The sequence below is a fragment of the Aquipseudomonas alcaligenes NBRC 14159 genome, from assembly GCF_000467105.1.
Taxonomy (GTDB): Bacteria; Pseudomonadota; Gammaproteobacteria; order Pseudomonadales; family Pseudomonadaceae; genus Aquipseudomonas; species Aquipseudomonas alcaligenes.
Genome location: NZ_BATI01000009.1, coordinates 133,914 through 151,454, shown reverse-complemented (window position 1 = coordinate 151,454; position 17,541 = coordinate 133,914). Strand labels below are relative to the sequence as shown.

Below are 17,541 nucleotides of genomic sequence, written 5' to 3'. Positions count from 1 at the left end.
CGAAAACAAACGGAGTCCAGCATGGGATACCAGAAGATCCAGGTGCCTGCGAACGGCGAAAAGATCACCGTCAACGCCGACATGACCTTGAATGTACCGAACAACCCGATCATCCCGTTCATCGAGGGTGATGGCATCGGTGTCGATATCAGCCCGGTGATGATCAAGGTCGTCGACGCTGCCGTTGAAAAAGCCTATGCCGGCCAGCGCAAGATCGCCTGGATGGAAGTCTACGCCGGCGAGAAAGCCACCCAGGTCTATGACCAGGACACCTGGCTGCCGAAAGAAACCCTGGAAGCCGTGCGCGACTACGTCGTGTCGATCAAGGGCCCGCTGACCACTCCGGTTGGTGGCGGCATCCGCTCGCTGAACGTGGCCCTGCGCCAGGAGCTGGATCTGTATGTCTGCCAGCGTCCGGTACGTTGGTTCGAAGGCGTGCCGAGCCCGGTGAAGAAGCCGGGTGACGTGGACATGTGCATCTTCCGCGAGAACTCGGAAGACATCTACGCCGGCGTCGAGTGGAAAGCCGGCAGCCCCGAGGCCGAGAAGGTCATCAAGTTCCTCACCGAGGAAATGGGCGTCAAGAAGATCCGCTTCACCGAAAACTGCGGTATCGGCATCAAGCCGGTTTCCCTGGAAGGTACCAAGCGCCTGGTGCGCAAGGCCCTGCAGTACGCCGTGGACAACGATCGCAGCTCCGTGACCATCGTCCACAAGGGCAACATCATGAAGTTCACCGAAGGTGCCTTCAAAGAGTGGGGCTACGAGGTGGCGCGTGACGAGTTCGGCGCCGAGCTGCTGGATGGCGGCCCGTGGATGCAGTTCAAGAACCCGAACACTGGCAAGACCATCGTGGTGAAAGATGCCATCGCCGACGCCATGCTGCAGCAGATCCTGCTGCGCCCGGCCGAGTACGACGTGATCGCCACCCTGAACCTGAACGGTGACTACCTGTCCGACGCCCTGGCGGCCGAAGTGGGTGGTATCGGTATCGCTCCGGGTGCCAACCTGTCCGACACCGTGGCCATGTTCGAAGCAACCCACGGTACCGCGCCGAAGTATGCCGGTCTGGACAAGGTCAACCCGGGTTCGGTCATCCTCTCTGCCGAGATGATGCTGCGCCACATGGGCTGGACCGAAGCCGCCGACCTGATCATCAAGGGCACCAACGGCGCCATCGCCGCCAAGACCGTGACCTATGACTTCGAGCGTCTGATGGACGGTGCCAAGCTGCTGTCCTGCTCGCAGTTCGGTGATGCCATCATCACCCACATGTAAGCAGTAGGCCCCCAACAAAAAGGCCGGTCATCTGACCGGCCTTTTTCATTTCTGCTCTTTTCAGGCTTCTACTGGAGTGCTTTGCGGCGCGCTGGCGTGCGCCGGGGTGTCACTGGTTGCCAGAATCGCGCTGATATTCACGGCATGCAGGCCTTTGGGGCCCTGCAGAATATCGAACTTGACCGCTTGGCCGGCCTTGAGAGTCTTGTAGCCGTCCATCTGGATAGCCGAGTAGTGGGCGAACAGGTCCTCATCTCGGCCATCTGCCACGATGAAGCCGTAGCCCTTGGCGTTGTTGAACCACTTGACCTTACCGCTAAGCATGCTGACATCCCTCTGCAAAGGACTCCATCACTGGAGTATCATCCACTTCAGCTCCACGTCCGACTTCAGCCCTGAAGGGCGCTAGCCGCGGAACCCCGATACCCGAGTAGGGTATTCACTGTTTGTAACACCGTTTCGCCTTTAGTCAAGGCACCAGGTCGGGCGGCTGAGAAGCCTGTCATAATCCGCCTGGTATCTACCTCCGACCGCTTACGACACCATCAGTTCAGCATGCATTCACCCAGCCAGATTCGACTAACATTCAATCAGGATCGTCCGGACGAGCACGAGGATGATTCCTCCGGCTTGGCCGTGCAGGAGGCGAAGCCGGCGTTGCAGGCGCCGCCCATGTATAAGGTGCTGATGTTCAACGATGATTACACTCCGATGGATTTCGTGGTCGAAGTGTTGGAAGTGTTCTTCGGCATGAATCGGGAAGTGGCCACCAAGGTCATGCTCACGGTGCATACGGAAGGCAAGGCAATCTGCGGGGTATTTACCCGCGATATCGCAGAGACCAAAGCGATGCAGGTCAACCAGTACGCTCGGGAGAGCCAGCATCCGCTACTCTGTGAGATAGAGAAGGACGGCTGACGTCGTCCCGCTTGGGCAAGAGGTGAAGCTATGTTGAATCGAGAGCTGGAAGTCACCCTCAATCTGGCCTTCAAGGAGGCACGTGCCAAGCGCCATGAGTTCATGACGGTCGAGCATCTGCTTCTGGCTTTGCTGGATAACGAGGCTGCAGCGACCGTACTGCGCGCCTGTGGCGCCAACCTGGATAAGCTCCGGCATGATCTGCAGGAGTTCATCGACTCCACCACGCCGCTGATCCCGCAGCATGACGAGGATCGTGAGACCCAGCCGACCCTGGGCTTCCAACGCGTTTTGCAACGCGCCGTATTCCATGTGCAGAGCTCCGGCAAGCGTGAGGTGACGGGCGCCAACGTGCTGGTCGCCATCTTCAGCGAGCAGGAGAGCCAGGCCGTGTTTCTGCTCAAGCAGCAGAGCGTGGCCCGTATCGACGTGGTCAACTACATTGCCCACGGCATCTCCAAGGTGCCCGGTCATACCGATCAGCACGAAAGCGAGCAGGAGATGCAGGACGAAGAGGGCGGAGAGTCCTCGGCCTCCGGTAATCCGCTGGACGCCTACGCCAGCAACCTCAACGAGCTGTCGCGCCAGGGGCGCATCGATCCACTGGTCGGTCGCGAGCATGAGGTCGAGCGCGTTGCGCAGATCCTCGCCCGTCGGCGCAAGAACAATCCGCTGCTGGTCGGCGAGGCCGGTGTCGGCAAGACTGCCATCGCCGAAGGCCTGGCCAAGCGCATCGTCGACGGCCAGGTGCCGGACCTGCTGTCCGAGAGCGTGGTCTATTCGCTCGACCTCGGTGCACTACTGGCCGGTACCAAGTACCGTGGCGACTTCGAGAAGCGCTTCAAGGCGCTGCTCAACGAGTTGCGCAAGCGTCCGCACGCGATCCTGTTCATCGACGAGATCCACACCATCATCGGCGCCGGCGCGGCCTCGGGCGGGGTCATGGATGCGTCCAACCTGCTCAAGCCGTTGCTGTCGTCCGGCGAGATTCGCTGCATCGGCTCCACCACCTTCCAGGAGTTCCGCGGCATCTTCGAGAAGGACCGCGCCCTGGCGCGGCGCTTCCAGAAGGTCGATGTCAGTGAGCCGTCCGTCGAAGACACCGTGGGCATCCTCAAGGGGCTCAAGGCGCGCTTCGAGCAGCACCACCACATCGAGTACAGCGACGAGGCGCTGCGTGCGGCGGCCGAGCTGGCGGCGCGCTATATCAACGATCGCCATATGCCGGACAAGGCCATCGACGTGATCGACGAGGCGGGCGCCTACCAGCGTCTGCAGCCGGAGGAAAAGCGCGCCAAGCGCATCGAGGTGGCTCAGGTCGAGGACATCGTCGCGAAGATCGCGCGGATTCCGCCGAAGCATGTCAGCAGCTCGGACAAGGAGTTGCTGCGCAACCTGGAGCGCGACCTCAAGCTCACCGTGTTCGGTCAGGATGCGGCGATCGATTCGTTGTCTACCGCCATCAAACTGTCCCGTGCCGGCCTCAAGGCGCCGGACAAGCCGGTCGGTTCCTTCCTCTTCGCCGGCCCGACCGGTGTCGGCAAGACCGAGGCCGCCCGGCAGCTGGCCAAGGCCATGGGTATCGAGCTGGTGCGCTTCGACATGTCCGAATACATGGAGCGCCACACCGTATCGCGGCTGATCGGTGCGCCGCCCGGTTATGTCGGTTTCGACCAGGGGGGGCTGCTGACCGAGGCCATCACCAAGCAGCCGCACTGCGTACTGCTGCTGGATGAGATCGAGAAGGCTCACCCGGAAGTGTTCAACCTGCTGTTGCAGGTGATGGATCACGGCACCTTGACCGACAACAACGGGCGCAAGGCGGACTTCCGCAACGTGATTCTGATCATGACCACCAATGCCGGGGCTGAGACCGCGGCGCGCGCCTCGATCGGCTTCACCCAGCAGGACCATTCGTCCGACGCGATGGAAGTGATCAAAAAGAGCTTCACGCCGGAGTTCCGCAACCGCCTGGACACCATCATCCAGTTTGGTCGCCTGAGTCACGAAACCATCAAGAGCATCGTCGACAAGTTCCTCACCGAGCTGCAGGCGCAGCTGGAGGACAAGCGGGTGCAGCTGGATGTCACGGATGCGGCGCGCGGCTGGCTGGCCGAGCGTGGCTACGACGTGCAGATGGGCGCGCGGCCGATGGCGCGGCTGATCCAGGACAAGATCAAGCGGCCGTTGGCCGAGGAGATCCTGTTCGGCGAGCTGGCCGAGCACGGCGGGGTGGTGCATATCGACCTGGAGGGTGGCGAGCTGCACTTCGAGTTCGAAACGGCTGCAGAACCGGCCTGACGGCGGGCTCTGTAAACGCAAACGCCCGGCAATGCCGGGCGTTTTTGCATTCGGGATCGCGGGGCGATCAGCGGGCGCGGTAGGTGATGCGGCCCTTGCTCAGGTCGTACGGCGTCAGTTCGACGCGGACCTTGTCGCCAGTCAGAATGCGGATGTAGTTCTTGCGCATCTTGCCGGAGATGTGCGCGGTAACGACGTGCCCGTTTTCCAACTCCACACGGAACATGGTGTTGGGCAGGGTGTCGACGACAGTACCTTCCATTTCGAAGCTGTCTTCTTTCGACATGCAGTAAAGCCCTCGGTATCCAAAGATAGGCCTGGCGCATCGGTGCCCAGGCAAAAGCGGCGTGCATTGTGCCCGAAAAGGGGGATGGCCGCCAAGTGGCTGGAGGGTCAGGCTGTGGTTGCGGGTGTTGTGCTCAGGTCAGAACGACCCAGCGCTGGTTGACGAACAGCTCGATGGGGCGGTACTGCGTCTTGTAGCTCATCTTCCGGCAATTCTTGATCCAGTACCCGAGATAGACGGCTTGCAGGCCCAGGCGTGCGGTCTCGCCGATCTGCCAGAGAATGGCAAAGCGGCCCAGACTGCGACGCTCCAGGGCGGGGTCATAGAAGGTGTAGACCGCGGAGATACCGTTGGGCAGCAGGTCGGTGACCGCCACGGCGACCAGCGTGCCGGCCAGGCGGAACTCGTAGAAACGGGCGAACGGCAGGTCGCGGACCAGGAAGGTGCTGAACTGGTCGCGGCTGGGCGGGTACATGTCGCCGTCGGCATGGCGCTGTTCGATGTAGCGCACGTAGAGGGCGTAGTACTCCTCGTTGAATGCAGGTCGCACGGCGCGCACCTGGATATCGGCGTTGCGCTTGAGGATGCGTCGCTGCTGGCGGTTGGGTATGAACTGGTCGGCAGGGATGCGCGCCGGTACGCAGGCGGTGCAGCGCTGGCAGTGCGGTCGGTAGAGATGGTCGCCGCTGCGGCGGAAGCCCATCTCCGACAGTTCGGCATAGACCTGCACATCCATCGGCTGGCTGGGATCGAGGAACAGGGTGGTCGCCTGCTCTTCGGGCAGATAGCTGCATGGATGTGGCTGAGTGGCGTAGAACTTGAGGCGAGCCAGCTCGGTCATGGTCAACCCTCGGGGAACCCCTGGGACAAGTGTATGCCAGCCTATTGGCGGCTACCACAGGCCTGCCAGTCGGCTGTGCTGGGTCGGTCCAGATGCTGCTGCAGATAGCGGGCGAATTCCGCGCGGGCAATGGGCCGGGCGCCGAAACTGTGCAGGTGCCGGGTTGGCATCTGGCAGTCGATCAAGACGAAGCCCCAGTCGCGCAGCTTGCTGACCAGCGTCGCGAAGCCGATTTTGGAGGCGTTGTCGGCGCGGCTGAACATGGATTCGCCGAAAAACAGCTGGCCCATGGCCAGGCCGTAGAGGCCGCCAACCAGTTGCTCGCCATCCCAGACTTCCACCGAGTGAGCGAGGCCGCGCTGGTGCAGTTCCAGGTAGGCGGCGCGCATCGAGTCGGTGATCCAGGTGCCGTCGGCATAGTCGCGCGGACCGGCGCAGCCCTCGATGACGGCGGCAAAGTCCTGATCGAGGGTGACGCGGTAGCGTTGCTGGCGCAGTAGTTTGGCCAGGCTGCGCGACAGGTGGAACTCTTCGGGAAACAGTACGGTGCGCGGATCGGGTGACCACCAGAGCAGCGGCTGTCCCTCGCTGAACCAGGGGAAGCAGCCATGCCGATAGGCGGCGATCAGGCGCTCAGCGGAGAGATCGCCGCCGGCAGCCAGCAGGCCATTGGGTTCGCGCAAGGCGCGTTCCAGCGTTGGAAAATCCAGCGAGTCGCGCCGCAGCCAGGTCAGCATGGGGAGGGTAGGGCGGGCAGCTGCCCGCCCACGGCTCAGACGTCGAGGTACTTCTCGGCATCCAGCGCGGCCATGCAGCCGGCGCCTGCCGAGGTGATGGCCTGACGGTACACGTGGTCGGCCACGTCGCCGGCGGCAAACACGCCCTCGATGCTGGTGGCGGTGGCGTTGCCTTCGCCTCCGCCCTGGACCACCAGGTAGCCGTCGCGCATTTCCAGTTGGCCTTTGAACAGGTCGGTGTTGGGCTTGTGGCCGATGGCGATAAACACGCCGGCCAGTTGCAGCTCCTGGGTGCTGCCGTCGATGCTGCTCTTCAGGCGCACGCCGGTGACGCCGGTGTTGTCGCCCAGTACCTCGTCGAGGGTCTGGTTCCAGTGCAGGCGCACGTTGCCATTGGCGGCCTTGTCGAACAGCTTGTCCTGCAGGATCTTCTCCGAGCGCAGCTTGTCGCGGCGGTGGATCAGGTGCACTTCCTTGGCGATGTTGGACAGGTACAGGGCTTCCTCGACGGCGGTGTTGCCGCCGCCGACCACGCAGACCACCTGGTTACGGTAGAAGAAACCGTCACAGGTGGCGCAGGCGGATACGCCCTTGCCGGCGAAGGCTTCTTCGGACGGCAGGCCGAGGTATTGGGCACTGGCGCCGGTGGCGATGATCAGTGCGTCGCAGGTGTAGGTGCCGCTGTCGCCCTTGAGGGTGAAGGGCTTGCTCTGCAACTCGGCGGTGTGGATATGGTCGTAGACGATCTCGGTGTCGAAGCGCTCGGCATGCTCCTGCATGCGCTGCATCAGCGCCGGGCCGGTCAGGCCGTGGACGTCGCCCGGCCAGTTGTCGACTTCGGTGGTCGTGGTGAGCTGGCCGCCGGGCTGGATGCCGGTGATGACGACAGGCTTGAGGTTGGCGCGGGCGGCGTAGACGGCGGCGGTGTAGCCGGCCGGGCCGGAGCCCAGGATGATCAGGCGTGAATGCTTGACTTCGCTCATAAAAAGACCCCATAAGCCTTTGTCACGAAAGAGAATGCATGCTCCAATTGAGCCGCACGTAAGGGATAGCCGGGTATGCTACACCGAAGCGGGATGGGCCGGCAAAACGGCTCGGCAGCCTGGCACGACACCTGTAAATTTGTACAATGGTCGTCTGATTTGCGTGTTCCACCGATCGTCAGTCGCGCCCCGCGCGCAGGAATGACAGCGTTTTGAAGAATTCCAGCACAGCAGCCCAGGCCCCGGCCTGGCGTCAGCAATTGCATTATCGCCTCAAGGAAGGTGCATTGATCGCGCTCGGCGCGCTCTGCCTGATCCTGTGGATGGCGCTGCTGACCTACAACCAGAACGACCCGGGCTGGAGCCATACCAGCAGCGCCCAGCAGGTGCAGAACGCGGCCGGCCGCGCCGGTGCCTGGTGCGCGGATGTACTGTTCATGGCCCTGGGCTACTTCGCCTACGTGTTCCCGCTGCTGCTCGGGGTGAAAACCTGGCAAGTGTTCCGCAACCGCCACCAGCCCTGGCAGTGGAGTGGCTGGCTGTTTTCCTGGCGCCTGATCGGCCTGGTATTCCTGGTCCTGGCCGGTTCCGGCCTGGCCTTTATCCACTTCCATTCCGCAGCCGGCATGCCGGCCTCCGCCGGTGGTGCGCTGGGCGAAAGCCTGGGCCAGCTGGCGATCAATGCGCTCAACGTGCAGGGCAGCACGTTGCTATTCCTGGCGCTATTCCTGTTCGGCCTGACCGTGTTCACCGATCTGTCCTGGTTCAAGGTCATGGACCTGACCGGCAAGATCACCCTCGACCTGATCGAGCTGATTAATAGCCTGATCACCCGCTGGTGGGAGTCGCGCCTGCAGCGCAAGCAACTGGTGGCCCAGCTGCGCGAGGTCGATGAGCGTGTCGCCGAGGTGGCCGCGCCCGTGGTGCCGGATCGTCGCGAGCAGGCCAAGGTCAAGGAGCGCCTGATCGAGCGTGAGGAAACTCTGGCCAAGCACATGGTCGAGCGCGAGACCCGCGTCGCCCCGGTGATCGCGCCGCCGCCACCGCCCAAGGCCGGCGAGCCGAGCAAGCGCGTGCTCAAGGAAAAGCAGGTTCAGCTGTTCGAGGATGCTGCGCTGGCCGGCACCTTGCCGCCGATCTCCATCCTCGACGTGGCCGAGAAGAAGCAGAAGAGCTTCTCCCCCGAGTCGCTGGAGGCCATGTCGCGCCTGCTGGAGATCAAGCTCAAGGAGTTCGGTGTCGAGGTGGTGGTGGAGTCCGTGCATCCGGGCCCGGTGATCACCCGTTTCGAGATCCAGCCCGGCATCGGCGTCAAGGTCAGCCGCATCTCCAACCTGGCCAAGGACCTGGCGCGCTCGCTGGCGGTGATCAGCGTGCGCGTGGTCGAGGTGATCCCGGGCAAGACCACCGTCGGCATCGAGATTCCCAACGAAGACCGCCAGATCGTGCGTTTCTCCGAGGTGCTGTCCTCGCCCGAGTACGACGACGCCAAGTCGCCGGTGACCCTCGCCCTGGGCCACGATATCGGCGGCAAGCCGGTGATCACCGACCTGGCCAAGATGCCGCACCTGCTGGTGGCCGGTACCACCGGCTCCGGTAAGTCGGTGGGGGTCAATGCCATGATCCTGTCGATCCTGTTTAAATCCGGCCCGGAAGACGCGCGGATGATCATGATCGACCCGAAGATGCTCGAACTGTCGATCTACGAAGGCATCCCGCACCTGCTGTGCCCGGTGGTGACCGACATGAAGGAGGCCGCCAACGCCCTGCGCTGGTCGGTGGCCGAGATGGAGCGTCGCTACAAGCTGATGGCCGCCATGGGCGTGCGTAACCTGGCCGGCTTCAACCGCAAGGTGAAGGACGCCGAGGAAGCTGGAACGCCGCTGTCCGACCCGCTGTATAAGCGCCAGTCGATGGAAGACGAGGCGCCGCTGCTGAAGACCCTGCCGACCATCGTGGTGGTGGTCGACGAATTCGCCGACATGATGATGATCGTCGGCAAGAAGGTCGAAGAACTGATCGCCCGTATCGCGCAGAAGGCGCGGGCCGCCGGTATCCACCTGATCCTCGCCACCCAGCGCCCGTCGGTGGACGTGATCACCGGCCTGATCAAGGCCAACATCCCGACCCGTATGGCCTTCCAGGTATCGAGCAAAATCGACTCGCGCACCATCCTCGACCAGGGCGGCGCCGAGCAGCTGCTCGGCCACGGTGACATGCTTTATTTGCCGCCCGGCACCGGCCTGCCGATTCGCGTACACGGCGCCTTCGTCTCCGACGATGAAGTGCACCGCGTGGTCGAGGCCTGGAAGCAGCGCGGCGCGCCGGACTACATCGAAGACATCCTGGCCGGCGTTGAAGAAGCCGGCAGCGGCTTCGAAGGTAGCAGCAGCGGTGAAGGCGGCGAGGGCAGCGAGGAAGACCCGCTGTACGACGAAGCCGTCAACTTCGTCCTGGAAAGCCGCCGCGCCTCGATTTCCGCCGTGCAGCGCAAACTGAAGATCGGCTACAACCGCGCCGCGCGCATGATCGAGGCCATGGAAATGGCCGGGGTCGTGACCCCGATGAACACCAACGGCTCGCGCGAGGTCATAGCGCCGGGGCCGTCCCGCGACTGACTTGAGAGGATTTTCATGCGCCTGATCCGCATGCTGCTGCTGGCCGCGCTGGCCTGCAGCCCCGTTTTTGCCCATGCTGACGACGAAGCCGCGGTCAAGCGCCTGACCGGCTTGCTTGATCGCGCCCAGACCTTGAGCGGACGCTTCTCCCAGCTGACCCTCGACGGCTCCGGCACCCAGCTGCAGGAAACTTCCGGCCAGCTGGCCCTCAAGCGCCCGGGCCTGTTCCGCTGGCACACCGACGCGCCGCAGGAGCAGCTGTTGGTATCCAACGGCCAGAAGGTCTGGCTGTACGATCCTGACCTGATGCAGGTGACCATCCAGACCCTGGATCAGCGACTGACCCACACCCCGGCGCTGCTGCTGTCCGGCGACGTGTCGAAGATTCGCGAGAACTTCGAGATCACCTTCAAGGAAGGCGGTGATGTGGTCGACTTCATCCTAAAGCCGAAAGCCAAGGACAGCCTGTTCGATAACCTGCGCCTGTCTTTCCGCAAGGGCATGATCAACGACATGCAGCTGATCGACAGCATCGGCCAGCGCACCAATATCCTGTTCCTCGGCGTCAAGATGAACGAGCAGCTGGATCCTGCGCAGTTCGACTTCCAGGTGCCGGAAGGCGCCGACGTCATCCAGGAATAAGAGGCCCAGGTGGACCTGTTCCGCGCCGCGCCCGTCGCTCAGCCCCTGGCGGCGCGTCTGCGTGCCACCAGCCTGGACGAATACGTCGGCCAGGAGCATGTGCTGGGGCAGGGCAAGCCGCTGCGCGAGGCGCTGGAGCAGGGCGCGCTGCACTCGATGATCTTCTGGGGGCCGCCCGGGGTCGGCAAGACCACCCTGGCCAAGCTGCTGGCCCAGGTGTCAGACGCGCATTTCGAGACGATTTCCGCCGTGTTGTCCGGCGTCAAGGAAATCCGCCAGGCCGTCGATGTGGCCAAACAGCAGGCCGCCCAGTACGGCCGTCGCACCATCCTCTTCGTCGACGAGGTGCACCGCTTCAACAAGAGCCAGCAGGATGCCTTCCTGCCCTATGTCGAAGATGGCACCCTGATCTTCATTGGTGCCACCACCGAGAACCCGTCCTTCGAGCTGAACAACGCGCTGCTCTCGCGCGCCCGCGTCTACGTGCTGAAGAGCCTGGACGAGGCGGCCATGCGCAAGCTGGTGGCGCGCGCGCTGGGCGAGGACAAGGGCCTTGGCAAGCGCAATCTATCGCTGCCAGAGGAGAGTTTCCAGATCCTCCTGGCCGCCGCCGACGGCGACGGCCGGCGCCTGCTCAACCTGCTGGAGAATGCCGCCGACCTGGCCGAAGACGGCGGCGAGATGGGCCCGGAGCTGCTGCACAACCTGCTGGGCGACAGCCGCCGGCGTTTCGACAAGGGCGGCGAGGCCTTCTACGACCAGATTTCCGCGCTGCACAAATCGGTGCGCGGCTCCAACCCGGACGCCGCCCTGTACTGGTATGCGCGCATGCTCGACGGCGGCTGCGACCCGCTGTACCTGGCCCGGCGCGTGGTACGCATGGCCAGCGAAGACATCGGCAACGCGGACCCGCGGGCCCTGACCCTGTGCCTTAACGCCTGGGATGTGCAGGAGCGCCTCGGTAGTCCCGAGGGCGAGTTGGCGGTGGCCCAGGCCATCGTCTATCTGGCCTGTGCGCCGAAGAGCAATGCGGTGTACATGGGCTTCAAGGCGGCCATGCGTGAGGCGGCCGAGCACGGCTCGCTGGAAGTGCCGCTGCACCTGCGCAACGCGCCGACCAGGCTGATGAAGGAGCTGGGTTACGGCGAGGAGTACCGCTACGCCCACGACGAGCCGGATGCCTATGCCGCCGGTGAGGACTATTTCCCCGAGGAACTGGAGCCGCGGCGCTACTACGAGCCAGTGCCGCGCGGGCTGGAACTGAAGATTCGCGAAAAGCTCGAACGCCTGGCCCAGCTGGACCGGCAGAGCCCGAGGAGACGTCGCCCATGATGCAGATCGTGCTGGCCGTGGCCGCCGGTGGTGCCGCAGGTTCCGTACTGCGTTTCCTCACCAGTGCCTGGGTGGTCGCGCACTGGCCGCGGCACTACTACCTGGCGACGCTGGCAGTGAATCTGGTCGGCTGCTTTCTGATTGGCCTTCTCTCGGCGCTGTTCCTGGCCCGCACCGACCTGCCGCTGGCACTGCGTACCGGGCTGATCACGGGCGTGCTCGGCGGTTTGACCACCTTTTCCAGCTTCAGCCTGGACGTGCTGCGGCTGTTCGAGAACGGCCAGCCGGGCGTGGCCATCGCCTATCTGCTGAGCAGCCTGCTCGGCGGTTTGCTGGCGGCCTGGCTCGGGATGCTGCTGGTGCGCTGAGCCGCCCTGCATGGTGACTCGGCTCAGGCTCTGAGCCATTCGCGGGCAAAAGGACTCGGCTTGGCGCGCCGAAGTCCGTAAACTTCGCCACATTCAAGACCGACCCTCCGTCGGCGTTCATCTGCTTGTTGGGACCTACACCATGCTCGATTCCAAACTCGTTCGCGGCCAGCTCGAAGAAGTCGCGGCGCGCCTCGCCACCCGTGGCTTCCAGCTGGACGTCGTGCGCTTCGAAGCTCTCGAAGCCCAGCGCAAGGCCGTACAGACCCGCACCGAACAGCTGCAGGCCGAGCGTAACGCCCGCTCCAAGTCCATCGGCCAGGCCAAGGCGCGTGGCGAGGACATCGCTCCGCTGCTGGCAGAAGTCGACAAGATGGGCAGCGATCTGGAAGAGGGCAAGCGCGAGCTGGACAGCATCCAGACCGAGCTGGACAACCTGCTGCTGAACATCCCCAACCTGCCCCACGAGTCCGTGCCGGTGGGCGAGGATGAAGACGGCAACGTCGAAGTCTCGCGCTGGGGCACTCCGCGCAGTTTCGACTTCGAGATCAAGGATCACGTCGCCCTGGGCGAGCAGCACGGCTGGCTGGACTTCGAGACTGCCGCCAAGCTCTCCGGCGCGCGTTTCGCCCTGCTGCGCGGCCCGATTGCCCGCCTGCACCGCGCCCTCGCGCAGTTCATGATCAACCTGCACACCGGCGAGCATGGCTATGAAGAGGCCTACACGCCTTACCTGGTACAGGCCCCGGCGCTGCAGGGCACCGGCCAGCTGCCGAAGTTCGAGGAAGACCTGTTCAAGATCAGCCGTGAAGGCGAGGCGGACTTCTACCTGATCCCCACCGCCGAGGTGTCGCTGACCAACATCGTCTCCGGCGAAATCCTCGACGCCAAGCAGCTGCCGCTGAAGTTCGTCGCCCACACCCCGTGCTTCCGCAGCGAGGCCGGCGCCTCCGGTCGCGACACCCGCGGCATGATCCGCCAGCATCAGTTCGACAAGGTCGAGATGGTGCAGATCGTTGAGCCGAGCAAGTCCTTCGAGGCACTGGAAGGCATGACCGCCAATGCCGAGCGCGTGCTGCAGCTGCTCGAGTTGCCGTACCGCAAGCTGGCCCTGTGCACCGGCGACATGGGCTTCTCCGCAGTGAAGACCTACGACCTGGAAGTCTGGGTGCCGAGCCAGGACAAGTACCGCGAGATTTCCTCCTGCTCCAACTGCGGCGACTTCCAGGCCCGCCGCATGCAGGCGCGTTACCGCAACCCGGAAACCGGCAAGCCCGAGCTGGTGCACACCCTCAACGGCTCCGGCCTGGCGGTGGGCCGCACCCTGGTGGCGGTGCTGGAGAACTACCAGCAGGCCGACGGCAGCATCCGCGTGCCGGAAGTGCTCAAGCCCTACATGGGCGGCATCGAGGTGATCGGCTAAGCCGATAGCACATGCACAATGGCGGGGTGGCGATGGCCACCCCGTTTTTTTACCTCGGGAGAGGCTGAGTCATGGATTTCCTTCCGCTGTTCCACAAACTCCAGGGGCGTGTCGTGCTGGTCGTCGGCGGCGGCGAAGTTGCGCTGCGCAAGGCGCGCCTGCTGAGCGACGCCGGCGGCCAGTTGCGCGTGGTGGCGCCGGAGGTGCGCGGCGAACTCACCGCGCTGGCCGGCGAAGGCCGCGTGCATCTGCGCGGTTATGACAGCGCCGACCTGCAGGGCGTGGCCCTGGTGATCGCCGCCACCGATGACGAGCCGCTCAACGCGCGCATCTCGGCCGAGGCGCAGGCGCTGGGCATTCCGGTCAACGTGGTGGACGCGCCAGCACTGTGCAGCGTGATCTTCCCGGCCATCGTCGACCGCTCGCCGCTGATCGTCGCCATCACCAGCGGCGGTGATGCGCCGGTACTGGCGCGGCTGATCCGCGCCAAGATCGAGACCTGGATCCCGTCCACCTATGGTCAGCTGGCCAGCCTGGCGAAGAAATTCCGCGAGCGGGTCAAGCAGCTGTTCCCCGACGTGCAGCAGCGCCGGGTGTTCTGGGAAGACGTGTTCCAGGGGCAGATCGCCGAGAGCGTGTTCGCCGGCAAGCTGGGTGAGGGCGAGCGCCTGCTCGAGGCCAAGATCGCCGGCGCCGCGCCGCGTGCGCTGGGCGAGGTGTACCTGGTCGGCGCCGGCCCGGGTGACCCCGACCTGCTGACCTTCCGCGCTTTGCGCCTGATGCAGCAGGCCGACGTGGTGCTTTACGACCGCCTGGTGGCCCCGGCCATCATCGAGCTGTGCCGCCGCGATGCCGAGCGCATCTACGTCGGCAAGCGCCGCGCCGAGCATGCGGTGCCGCAGGAGGAGATCAACCAGCTGCTGGTCGACCTGGCCAAGCAGGGCAAGCGCGTGCTGCGCCTGAAAGGCGGCGATCCCTTTATCTTCGGCCGTGGCGGCGAGGAGATCGAGCAGCTGGCCGCCGAGGGCATCCCGTTCCAGGTGGTGCCGGGCATCACTGCAGCATCCGGTTGCGCGGCCTACGCCGGCATCCCGCTGACCCACCGCGACCATGCCCAGTCGGTGCGCTTCGTCACCGGCCACCTCAAGGATGGCAGCACCGACCTGCCCTGGACCGACCTGGTCGCGCCCGGGCAGACCCTGGTGTTCTACATGGGCCTGGTTGGCCTGCCGCAGATCTGCCAGGCCCTGATCGACCACGGGCGGGATGCCGACACTCCGGCGGCGCTGGTGCAGCAGGGCACCACGCAGAATCAGCGAGTGTTCACCGGCACCCTGGCCAACCTGCCGCAGCTGGTAGCCGAGCACGAGGTGCACGCGCCCACGCTGGTGATCGTCGGCGAGGTGGTGACCCTGCGCGAGAAGCTGGCCTGGTTCGACAAGGGCTGAGAGCTAGCGGCGCGCCTGCCAGATCGCTTCGGCGCGGGCGAACGCCGCTTCGCGCGGCTCGCCCAGGCCGCGCAGGGCCAGGGCCAGGGTGCTGAGCACGGCCAGGCGGCCGTAGCTGTCCTCCACCTCGCCGCGCCAGAAGGCGAGCAGGTGTTGCTGGTCCAGGCTGTCCGGCTTGACGTGGCGCTGCGCCGACAGCGCCGGCCATTCCTCGTCCCAGTTCGCGCCGTTTTCGGTGCCGTACAGGTGGCAGATACCGTCCGGGTTGACCTCGATCTCGCCGCCTTCGCCCTTGATCACGATGGCGTGATCGCCGAGCAACTGGCTGGCCTCGCGGTGCACCGCCTGGTAACCGGGATGGAAGATGCTCTGCAGGCCGACCCGCGCACCCAGCGGGTTGAGGAGGCGCGCCAGCGAGTGGATCGGCGAACGCAGGCCCAGGGTGTTGCGCAGGTCGATCATCCGCTGCAGCTGCGGCGCCCAGGCGCCCAGCGGGATAAAGGCCAGGCTGTGCTCATCCAGCGCCTCACCGGCCTCGCTCCAGCTGCCGCACAGCGGAATCTCCAGCGTCTGCAGCAGCTGCTCGCTGTACAGGCGGCCGGCGGTATGGGCGCCGCCGCCGTGGATCAGAATGCGCACGCCACTGGCCGCCAGTGCCTTGATCGCCAGCAGGTACCAGGGTAGGTGGCGCTTCTTGCCGGCATAGGTGGGCCAGTCGATATCCACGCGGATCGGCGGCGCCTGCAGGCGCGCACGGAGCGCTTCGGTGAAGCCGGCCAGCTCCTCGGCGCTTTCCTCCTTGTGCCGCAGCAGCATCAGGAAGGCGCCCAGCTGGGTGTCTTCGACCTGGCCGTCGAGCAGCATGCCCATGGCTTCGCGGGCTTCCTCGCGGGTCATGCTGCGCGCGCCGCGCTTGCCCTTGCCGAGGATGCGCACGAACTGAGCGAAGGGGTGTTCCGGCGGGGTGACGAGGTTCATAGGCAGTTCGTGGGCTTCGGCAGGCCGGCCAGCTTGGCGGCGAGTTTTGCGGGGGTGCCCTTGAACAGGCGGTTGAGGTGCAGGCTGTTGCCCTTGTCCGGGCCCAGTTTGAGGGCGACGTACTTGATCAGCGGACGGGTGGCCGGCGACAGCTGGAACTCGGCATAGAAGCCGCGCAGCAGTTCGAGGATTTCCCAGTGCTCGGCGGTCAGCTGCAGTTCTTCGCGGCCTGCCAGCGCCTCGGCGGCGGCTGGCGACCAGTCTGCCAGCTCCACCAGGTAGCCGTCCTTGTCCAGGGCGATTTCGCGCCCGTCGATGCGCAGTGCCGTCATAGCCAGCTGTTGACCTTGGCGTAGCGGCCACAGAGCTCGACAAAGGCCGGGTAGTCGATGGCCTGGGCGCGGGCAGGGGCGCTCAGGGCGCGGGCCTGCAGATCCTCTTCCAGGGCGTACAGGGCGATGCCGGCTGGCATCAGCTCCAGTGCCTGCAGCTGGGCGGTTCCGGGTTGCAGGGCGTAGACCGCATCGCCGGTCAGCAACAGGCCGTCGTTGGCGCCGAGCAGGCGCAGGCAGCTGCTCAGGCGGCTGTCGCTGAAGGGCGAGTGGGAGAGTAAATGCAGGGTCGCCATCAGATCGTCACCACATGGTCGAAACGGTCGAGCAGCAAGGTCAGGGCGGCATCGTCCAGCGCCTGTGTCGGCAGTGCCAGCTGCGCTTCACCCAGGCCGCGCTCGCTCAGGCTGCGGCCGGAGACATACAGCTCCTCAACGCCGAACAGCGGCAGGGCCTGCAGGTTGGCGGCCATGTCCTTCTGCTGCAGCGCGGCGGGTTGCTGGCTGGCGAGCAGCTGGAACACGCCATCGTCGAGAAACAGCATGGCCAGCGGCAGATCGAAGGCGCCACCGGCCAGGGCGATGTCCAGTGCCTCGCGGGCAGCCGGACCGGCCCAGGGTGCCTGGCGGCTGATGATCAGCGTTGACTTGCTCATCAGTGGCCTCCGAAACTGATCAGGCGATCGGCCAGTTGCGCCGCCTCGTGCAGTTGGCCGAGGCCGGACAGCTCCCAGGGGGCGCCGAGGTTGGCGGCCGGCTTGCCATAGCGCTGCGCCTCTTCGGCATTGAGGACGCCGCGGCGCAGGGCGGCGGCGATACAGACCACGGCGTCCAACTGATGCTGCTGCACGAACTCGCGCCATTCGCGTGGCAGGTCGAGTTCGTCCTGTGGGCTCACCACATTGCCGGAGGCGCTGTGCACGCCATCCTGGTAGAAGAACAGGCGAACGATCTCGTGACCGCCGTCCAGCGCTGCCTGGGCGAAGCGCAGGGCGCGGCGCGAGGAGGGCGCGTGTGCGGGGGCGAAGAGGGCGATGGCGAACTTCATGGTGAATCT

The 17,541-nt window shown here is 64.9% G+C and carries 19 protein-coding genes; 9 read left to right on the top strand and 10 right to left on the bottom strand.

The genetic code is table 11. The features are described 5' to 3' along the window. The first annotated feature begins 21 nt into the window (after window positions 1-21). Window positions 22-1,278 carry an NADP-dependent isocitrate dehydrogenase gene (icd, locus tag PA6_RS07230; RefSeq protein WP_021700242.1) on the top strand — a complete coding sequence of 419 codons (1,257 nt, stop codon included), beginning with the start codon at window positions 22-24 and terminating at the stop codon, window positions 1,276-1,278. Between the two features lie 60 nt (window positions 1,279-1,338). On the opposite strand, the gene cspD is transcribed toward icd, so the two are convergent. After that, a complete protein-coding gene (cspD, locus tag PA6_RS07225; RefSeq protein WP_021700241.1) occupies window positions 1,339-1,602 on the bottom strand; it encodes a cold shock domain-containing protein CspD in 264 nt (87 codons plus the stop codon). 231 nt (window positions 1,603-1,833) lie between these two features. Between cspD and clpS the strand changes: the two genes are divergently transcribed. Then, window positions 1,834-2,196, top strand: a complete 363-nt coding sequence (clpS, locus tag PA6_RS07220; protein WP_021700240.1) for an ATP-dependent Clp protease adapter ClpS — start codon at window positions 1,834-1,836, stop codon at window positions 2,194-2,196. 30 nt (window positions 2,197-2,226) lie between these two features. Beyond that, a complete protein-coding gene (gene clpA / locus PA6_RS07215; protein WP_021700239.1) occupies window positions 2,227-4,497 on the top strand; it encodes an ATP-dependent Clp protease ATP-binding subunit ClpA in 2,271 nt (756 codons plus the stop codon). Between the two features lie 67 nt (window positions 4,498-4,564). On the opposite strand, the gene infA is transcribed toward clpA, so the two are convergent. The 4 genes from infA to trxB form a co-directional block, all read right to left on the bottom strand. Further along, a complete protein-coding gene (infA, locus tag PA6_RS07210) occupies window positions 4,565-4,783 on the bottom strand; it encodes a translation initiation factor IF-1 (protein WP_002553999.1) in 219 nt (72 codons plus the stop codon). A 133-nt stretch (window positions 4,784-4,916) separates the two neighbouring features. Continuing rightward, complete coding sequence (locus PA6_RS07205) at window positions 4,917-5,624, bottom strand: arginyltransferase (protein WP_021700238.1); 708 nt, start codon at window positions 5,622-5,624, stop codon at window positions 4,917-4,919. A gap of 41 nt (window positions 5,625-5,665) precedes the next feature. Continuing rightward, entirely contained in the window at window positions 5,666-6,361 is a 696-nt protein-coding gene (aat, locus tag PA6_RS07200; RefSeq protein ID WP_021700237.1) for a leucyl/phenylalanyl-tRNA--protein transferase, read from the bottom strand. Window positions 6,362-6,396: 35 nt separating this feature from the next. Continuing rightward, on the bottom strand, window positions 6,397-7,344 hold the full coding sequence (gene trxB, locus PA6_RS07195) for a thioredoxin-disulfide reductase (protein ID WP_021700236.1): 948 nt from the start codon (window positions 7,342-7,344) through the stop codon (window positions 6,397-6,399). A gap of 212 nt (window positions 7,345-7,556) precedes the next feature. On the opposite strand from trxB, the gene ftsK reads away from it, so the two are divergent. From ftsK to cysG, 6 genes are all read left to right on the top strand, one after another. Further along, entirely contained in the window at window positions 7,557-9,962 is a 2,406-nt protein-coding gene (ftsK, locus tag PA6_RS07190; protein WP_021700235.1) for a DNA translocase FtsK, read from the top strand. A 15-nt stretch (window positions 9,963-9,977) separates the two neighbouring features. Beyond that, on the top strand, window positions 9,978-10,604 hold the full coding sequence (gene lolA, locus PA6_RS07185; RefSeq protein ID WP_021700234.1) for an outer membrane lipoprotein chaperone LolA: 627 nt from the start codon (window positions 9,978-9,980) through the stop codon (window positions 10,602-10,604). A gap of 9 nt (window positions 10,605-10,613) precedes the next feature. Next, window positions 10,614-11,936, top strand: coding sequence for a replication-associated recombination protein A (locus PA6_RS07180; protein WP_021700233.1), 1,323 nt, complete (start codon window positions 10,614-10,616; stop codon window positions 11,934-11,936). Further along, on the top strand, window positions 11,933-12,304 hold the full coding sequence (gene crcB / locus PA6_RS07175) for a fluoride efflux transporter CrcB (RefSeq protein ID WP_021700232.1): 372 nt from the start codon (window positions 11,933-11,935) through the stop codon (window positions 12,302-12,304). Before PA6_RS07180 ends, crcB begins: the two co-directional genes overlap by 4 nt. Before the next feature lie 142 nt (window positions 12,305-12,446). Then, window positions 12,447-13,727, top strand: coding sequence for a serine--tRNA ligase (gene serS / locus PA6_RS07170; RefSeq protein WP_021700231.1), 1,281 nt, complete (start codon window positions 12,447-12,449; stop codon window positions 13,725-13,727). Between the two features lie 71 nt (window positions 13,728-13,798). Further along, window positions 13,799-15,175 carry a siroheme synthase CysG gene (gene cysG, locus PA6_RS07165; protein WP_021700230.1) on the top strand — a complete coding sequence of 459 codons (1,377 nt, stop codon included), beginning with the start codon at window positions 13,799-13,801 and terminating at the stop codon, window positions 15,173-15,175. A 3-nt stretch (window positions 15,176-15,178) separates the two neighbouring features. Here the strand turns inward: cysG and PA6_RS07160 are convergent, their stop codons facing one another. From PA6_RS07160 to tusD, 5 genes are read right to left on the bottom strand one after another with little or no spacing between them, the layout of a single operon-like run. Further along, window positions 15,179-16,153 carry a glycosyl transferase family protein gene (locus PA6_RS07160; protein WP_021700229.1) on the bottom strand — a complete coding sequence of 325 codons (975 nt, stop codon included), beginning with the start codon at window positions 16,151-16,153 and terminating at the stop codon, window positions 15,179-15,181. Then, window positions 16,150-16,485: a TusE/DsrC/DsvC family sulfur relay protein gene (locus tag PA6_RS07155; protein ID WP_021700228.1), complete on the bottom strand. Its 336-nt coding sequence runs from the start codon at window positions 16,483-16,485 to the stop codon at window positions 16,150-16,152. The genes PA6_RS07160 and PA6_RS07155 overlap by 4 nt, the downstream gene beginning before the upstream one ends. Further along, the gene (tusB, locus tag PA6_RS07150) at window positions 16,482-16,781 is read right to left on the bottom strand and encodes a sulfurtransferase complex subunit TusB (RefSeq protein ID WP_021700227.1); all 300 of its coding nucleotides are present in this window, start codon (window positions 16,779-16,781) and stop codon (window positions 16,482-16,484) included. Before tusB ends, PA6_RS07155 begins: the two co-directional genes overlap by 4 nt. Further along, window positions 16,781-17,140, bottom strand: a complete 360-nt coding sequence (gene tusC, locus PA6_RS07145; RefSeq protein ID WP_021700226.1) for a sulfurtransferase complex subunit TusC — start codon at window positions 17,138-17,140, stop codon at window positions 16,781-16,783. Before tusC ends, tusB begins: the two co-directional genes overlap by 1 nt. Next, the gene (gene tusD, locus PA6_RS07140) at window positions 17,140-17,532 is read right to left on the bottom strand and encodes a sulfurtransferase complex subunit TusD (protein ID WP_021700225.1); all 393 of its coding nucleotides are present in this window, start codon (window positions 17,530-17,532) and stop codon (window positions 17,140-17,142) included. Before tusD ends, tusC begins: the two co-directional genes overlap by 1 nt. Window positions 17,533-17,541 lie beyond the last annotated feature (9 nt).

Coding starts and splice junctions, on each gene's coding strand:
- icd (WP_021700242.1), top strand. CDS start 22: ATGGGATACCAGAAGATCCAGGTGCCTGCGAACGGCGAAAAGATCACC.
- cspD (WP_021700241.1), bottom strand. CDS start 1,602: ATGCTTAGCGGTAAGGTCAAGTGGTTCAACAACGCCAAGGGCTACGGC.
- clpS (WP_021700240.1), top strand. CDS start 1,834: ATGCATTCACCCAGCCAGATTCGACTAACATTCAATCAGGATCGTCCG.
- clpA (WP_021700239.1), top strand. CDS start 2,227: ATGTTGAATCGAGAGCTGGAAGTCACCCTCAATCTGGCCTTCAAGGAG.
- infA (WP_002553999.1), bottom strand. CDS start 4,783: ATGTCGAAAGAAGACAGCTTCGAAATGGAAGGTACTGTCGTCGACACC.
- PA6_RS07205 (WP_021700238.1), bottom strand. CDS start 5,624: ATGACCGAGCTGGCTCGCCTCAAGTTCTACGCCACTCAGCCACATCCA.
- aat (WP_021700237.1), bottom strand. CDS start 6,361: ATGCTGACCTGGCTGCGGCGCGACTCGCTGGATTTTCCAACGCTGGAA.
- trxB (WP_021700236.1), bottom strand. CDS start 7,344: ATGAGCGAAGTCAAGCATTCACGCCTGATCATCCTGGGCTCCGGCCCG.
- lolA (WP_021700234.1), top strand. CDS start 9,978: ATGCGCCTGATCCGCATGCTGCTGCTGGCCGCGCTGGCCTGCAGCCCC.
- crcB (WP_021700232.1), top strand. CDS start 11,933: ATGATGCAGATCGTGCTGGCCGTGGCCGCCGGTGGTGCCGCAGGTTCC.
- serS (WP_021700231.1), top strand. CDS start 12,447: ATGCTCGATTCCAAACTCGTTCGCGGCCAGCTCGAAGAAGTCGCGGCG.
- cysG (WP_021700230.1), top strand. CDS start 13,799: ATGGATTTCCTTCCGCTGTTCCACAAACTCCAGGGGCGTGTCGTGCTG.
- PA6_RS07160 (WP_021700229.1), bottom strand. CDS start 16,153: ATGAACCTCGTCACCCCGCCGGAACACCCCTTCGCTCAGTTCGTGCGC.
- PA6_RS07155 (WP_021700228.1), bottom strand. CDS start 16,485: ATGACGGCACTGCGCATCGACGGGCGCGAAATCGCCCTGGACAAGGAC.
- tusB (WP_021700227.1), bottom strand. CDS start 16,781: ATGGCGACCCTGCATTTACTCTCCCACTCGCCCTTCAGCGACAGCCGC.
- tusC (WP_021700226.1), bottom strand. CDS start 17,140: ATGAGCAAGTCAACGCTGATCATCAGCCGCCAGGCACCCTGGGCCGGT.
- tusD (WP_021700225.1), bottom strand. CDS start 17,532: ATGAAGTTCGCCATCGCCCTCTTCGCCCCCGCACACGCGCCCTCCTCG.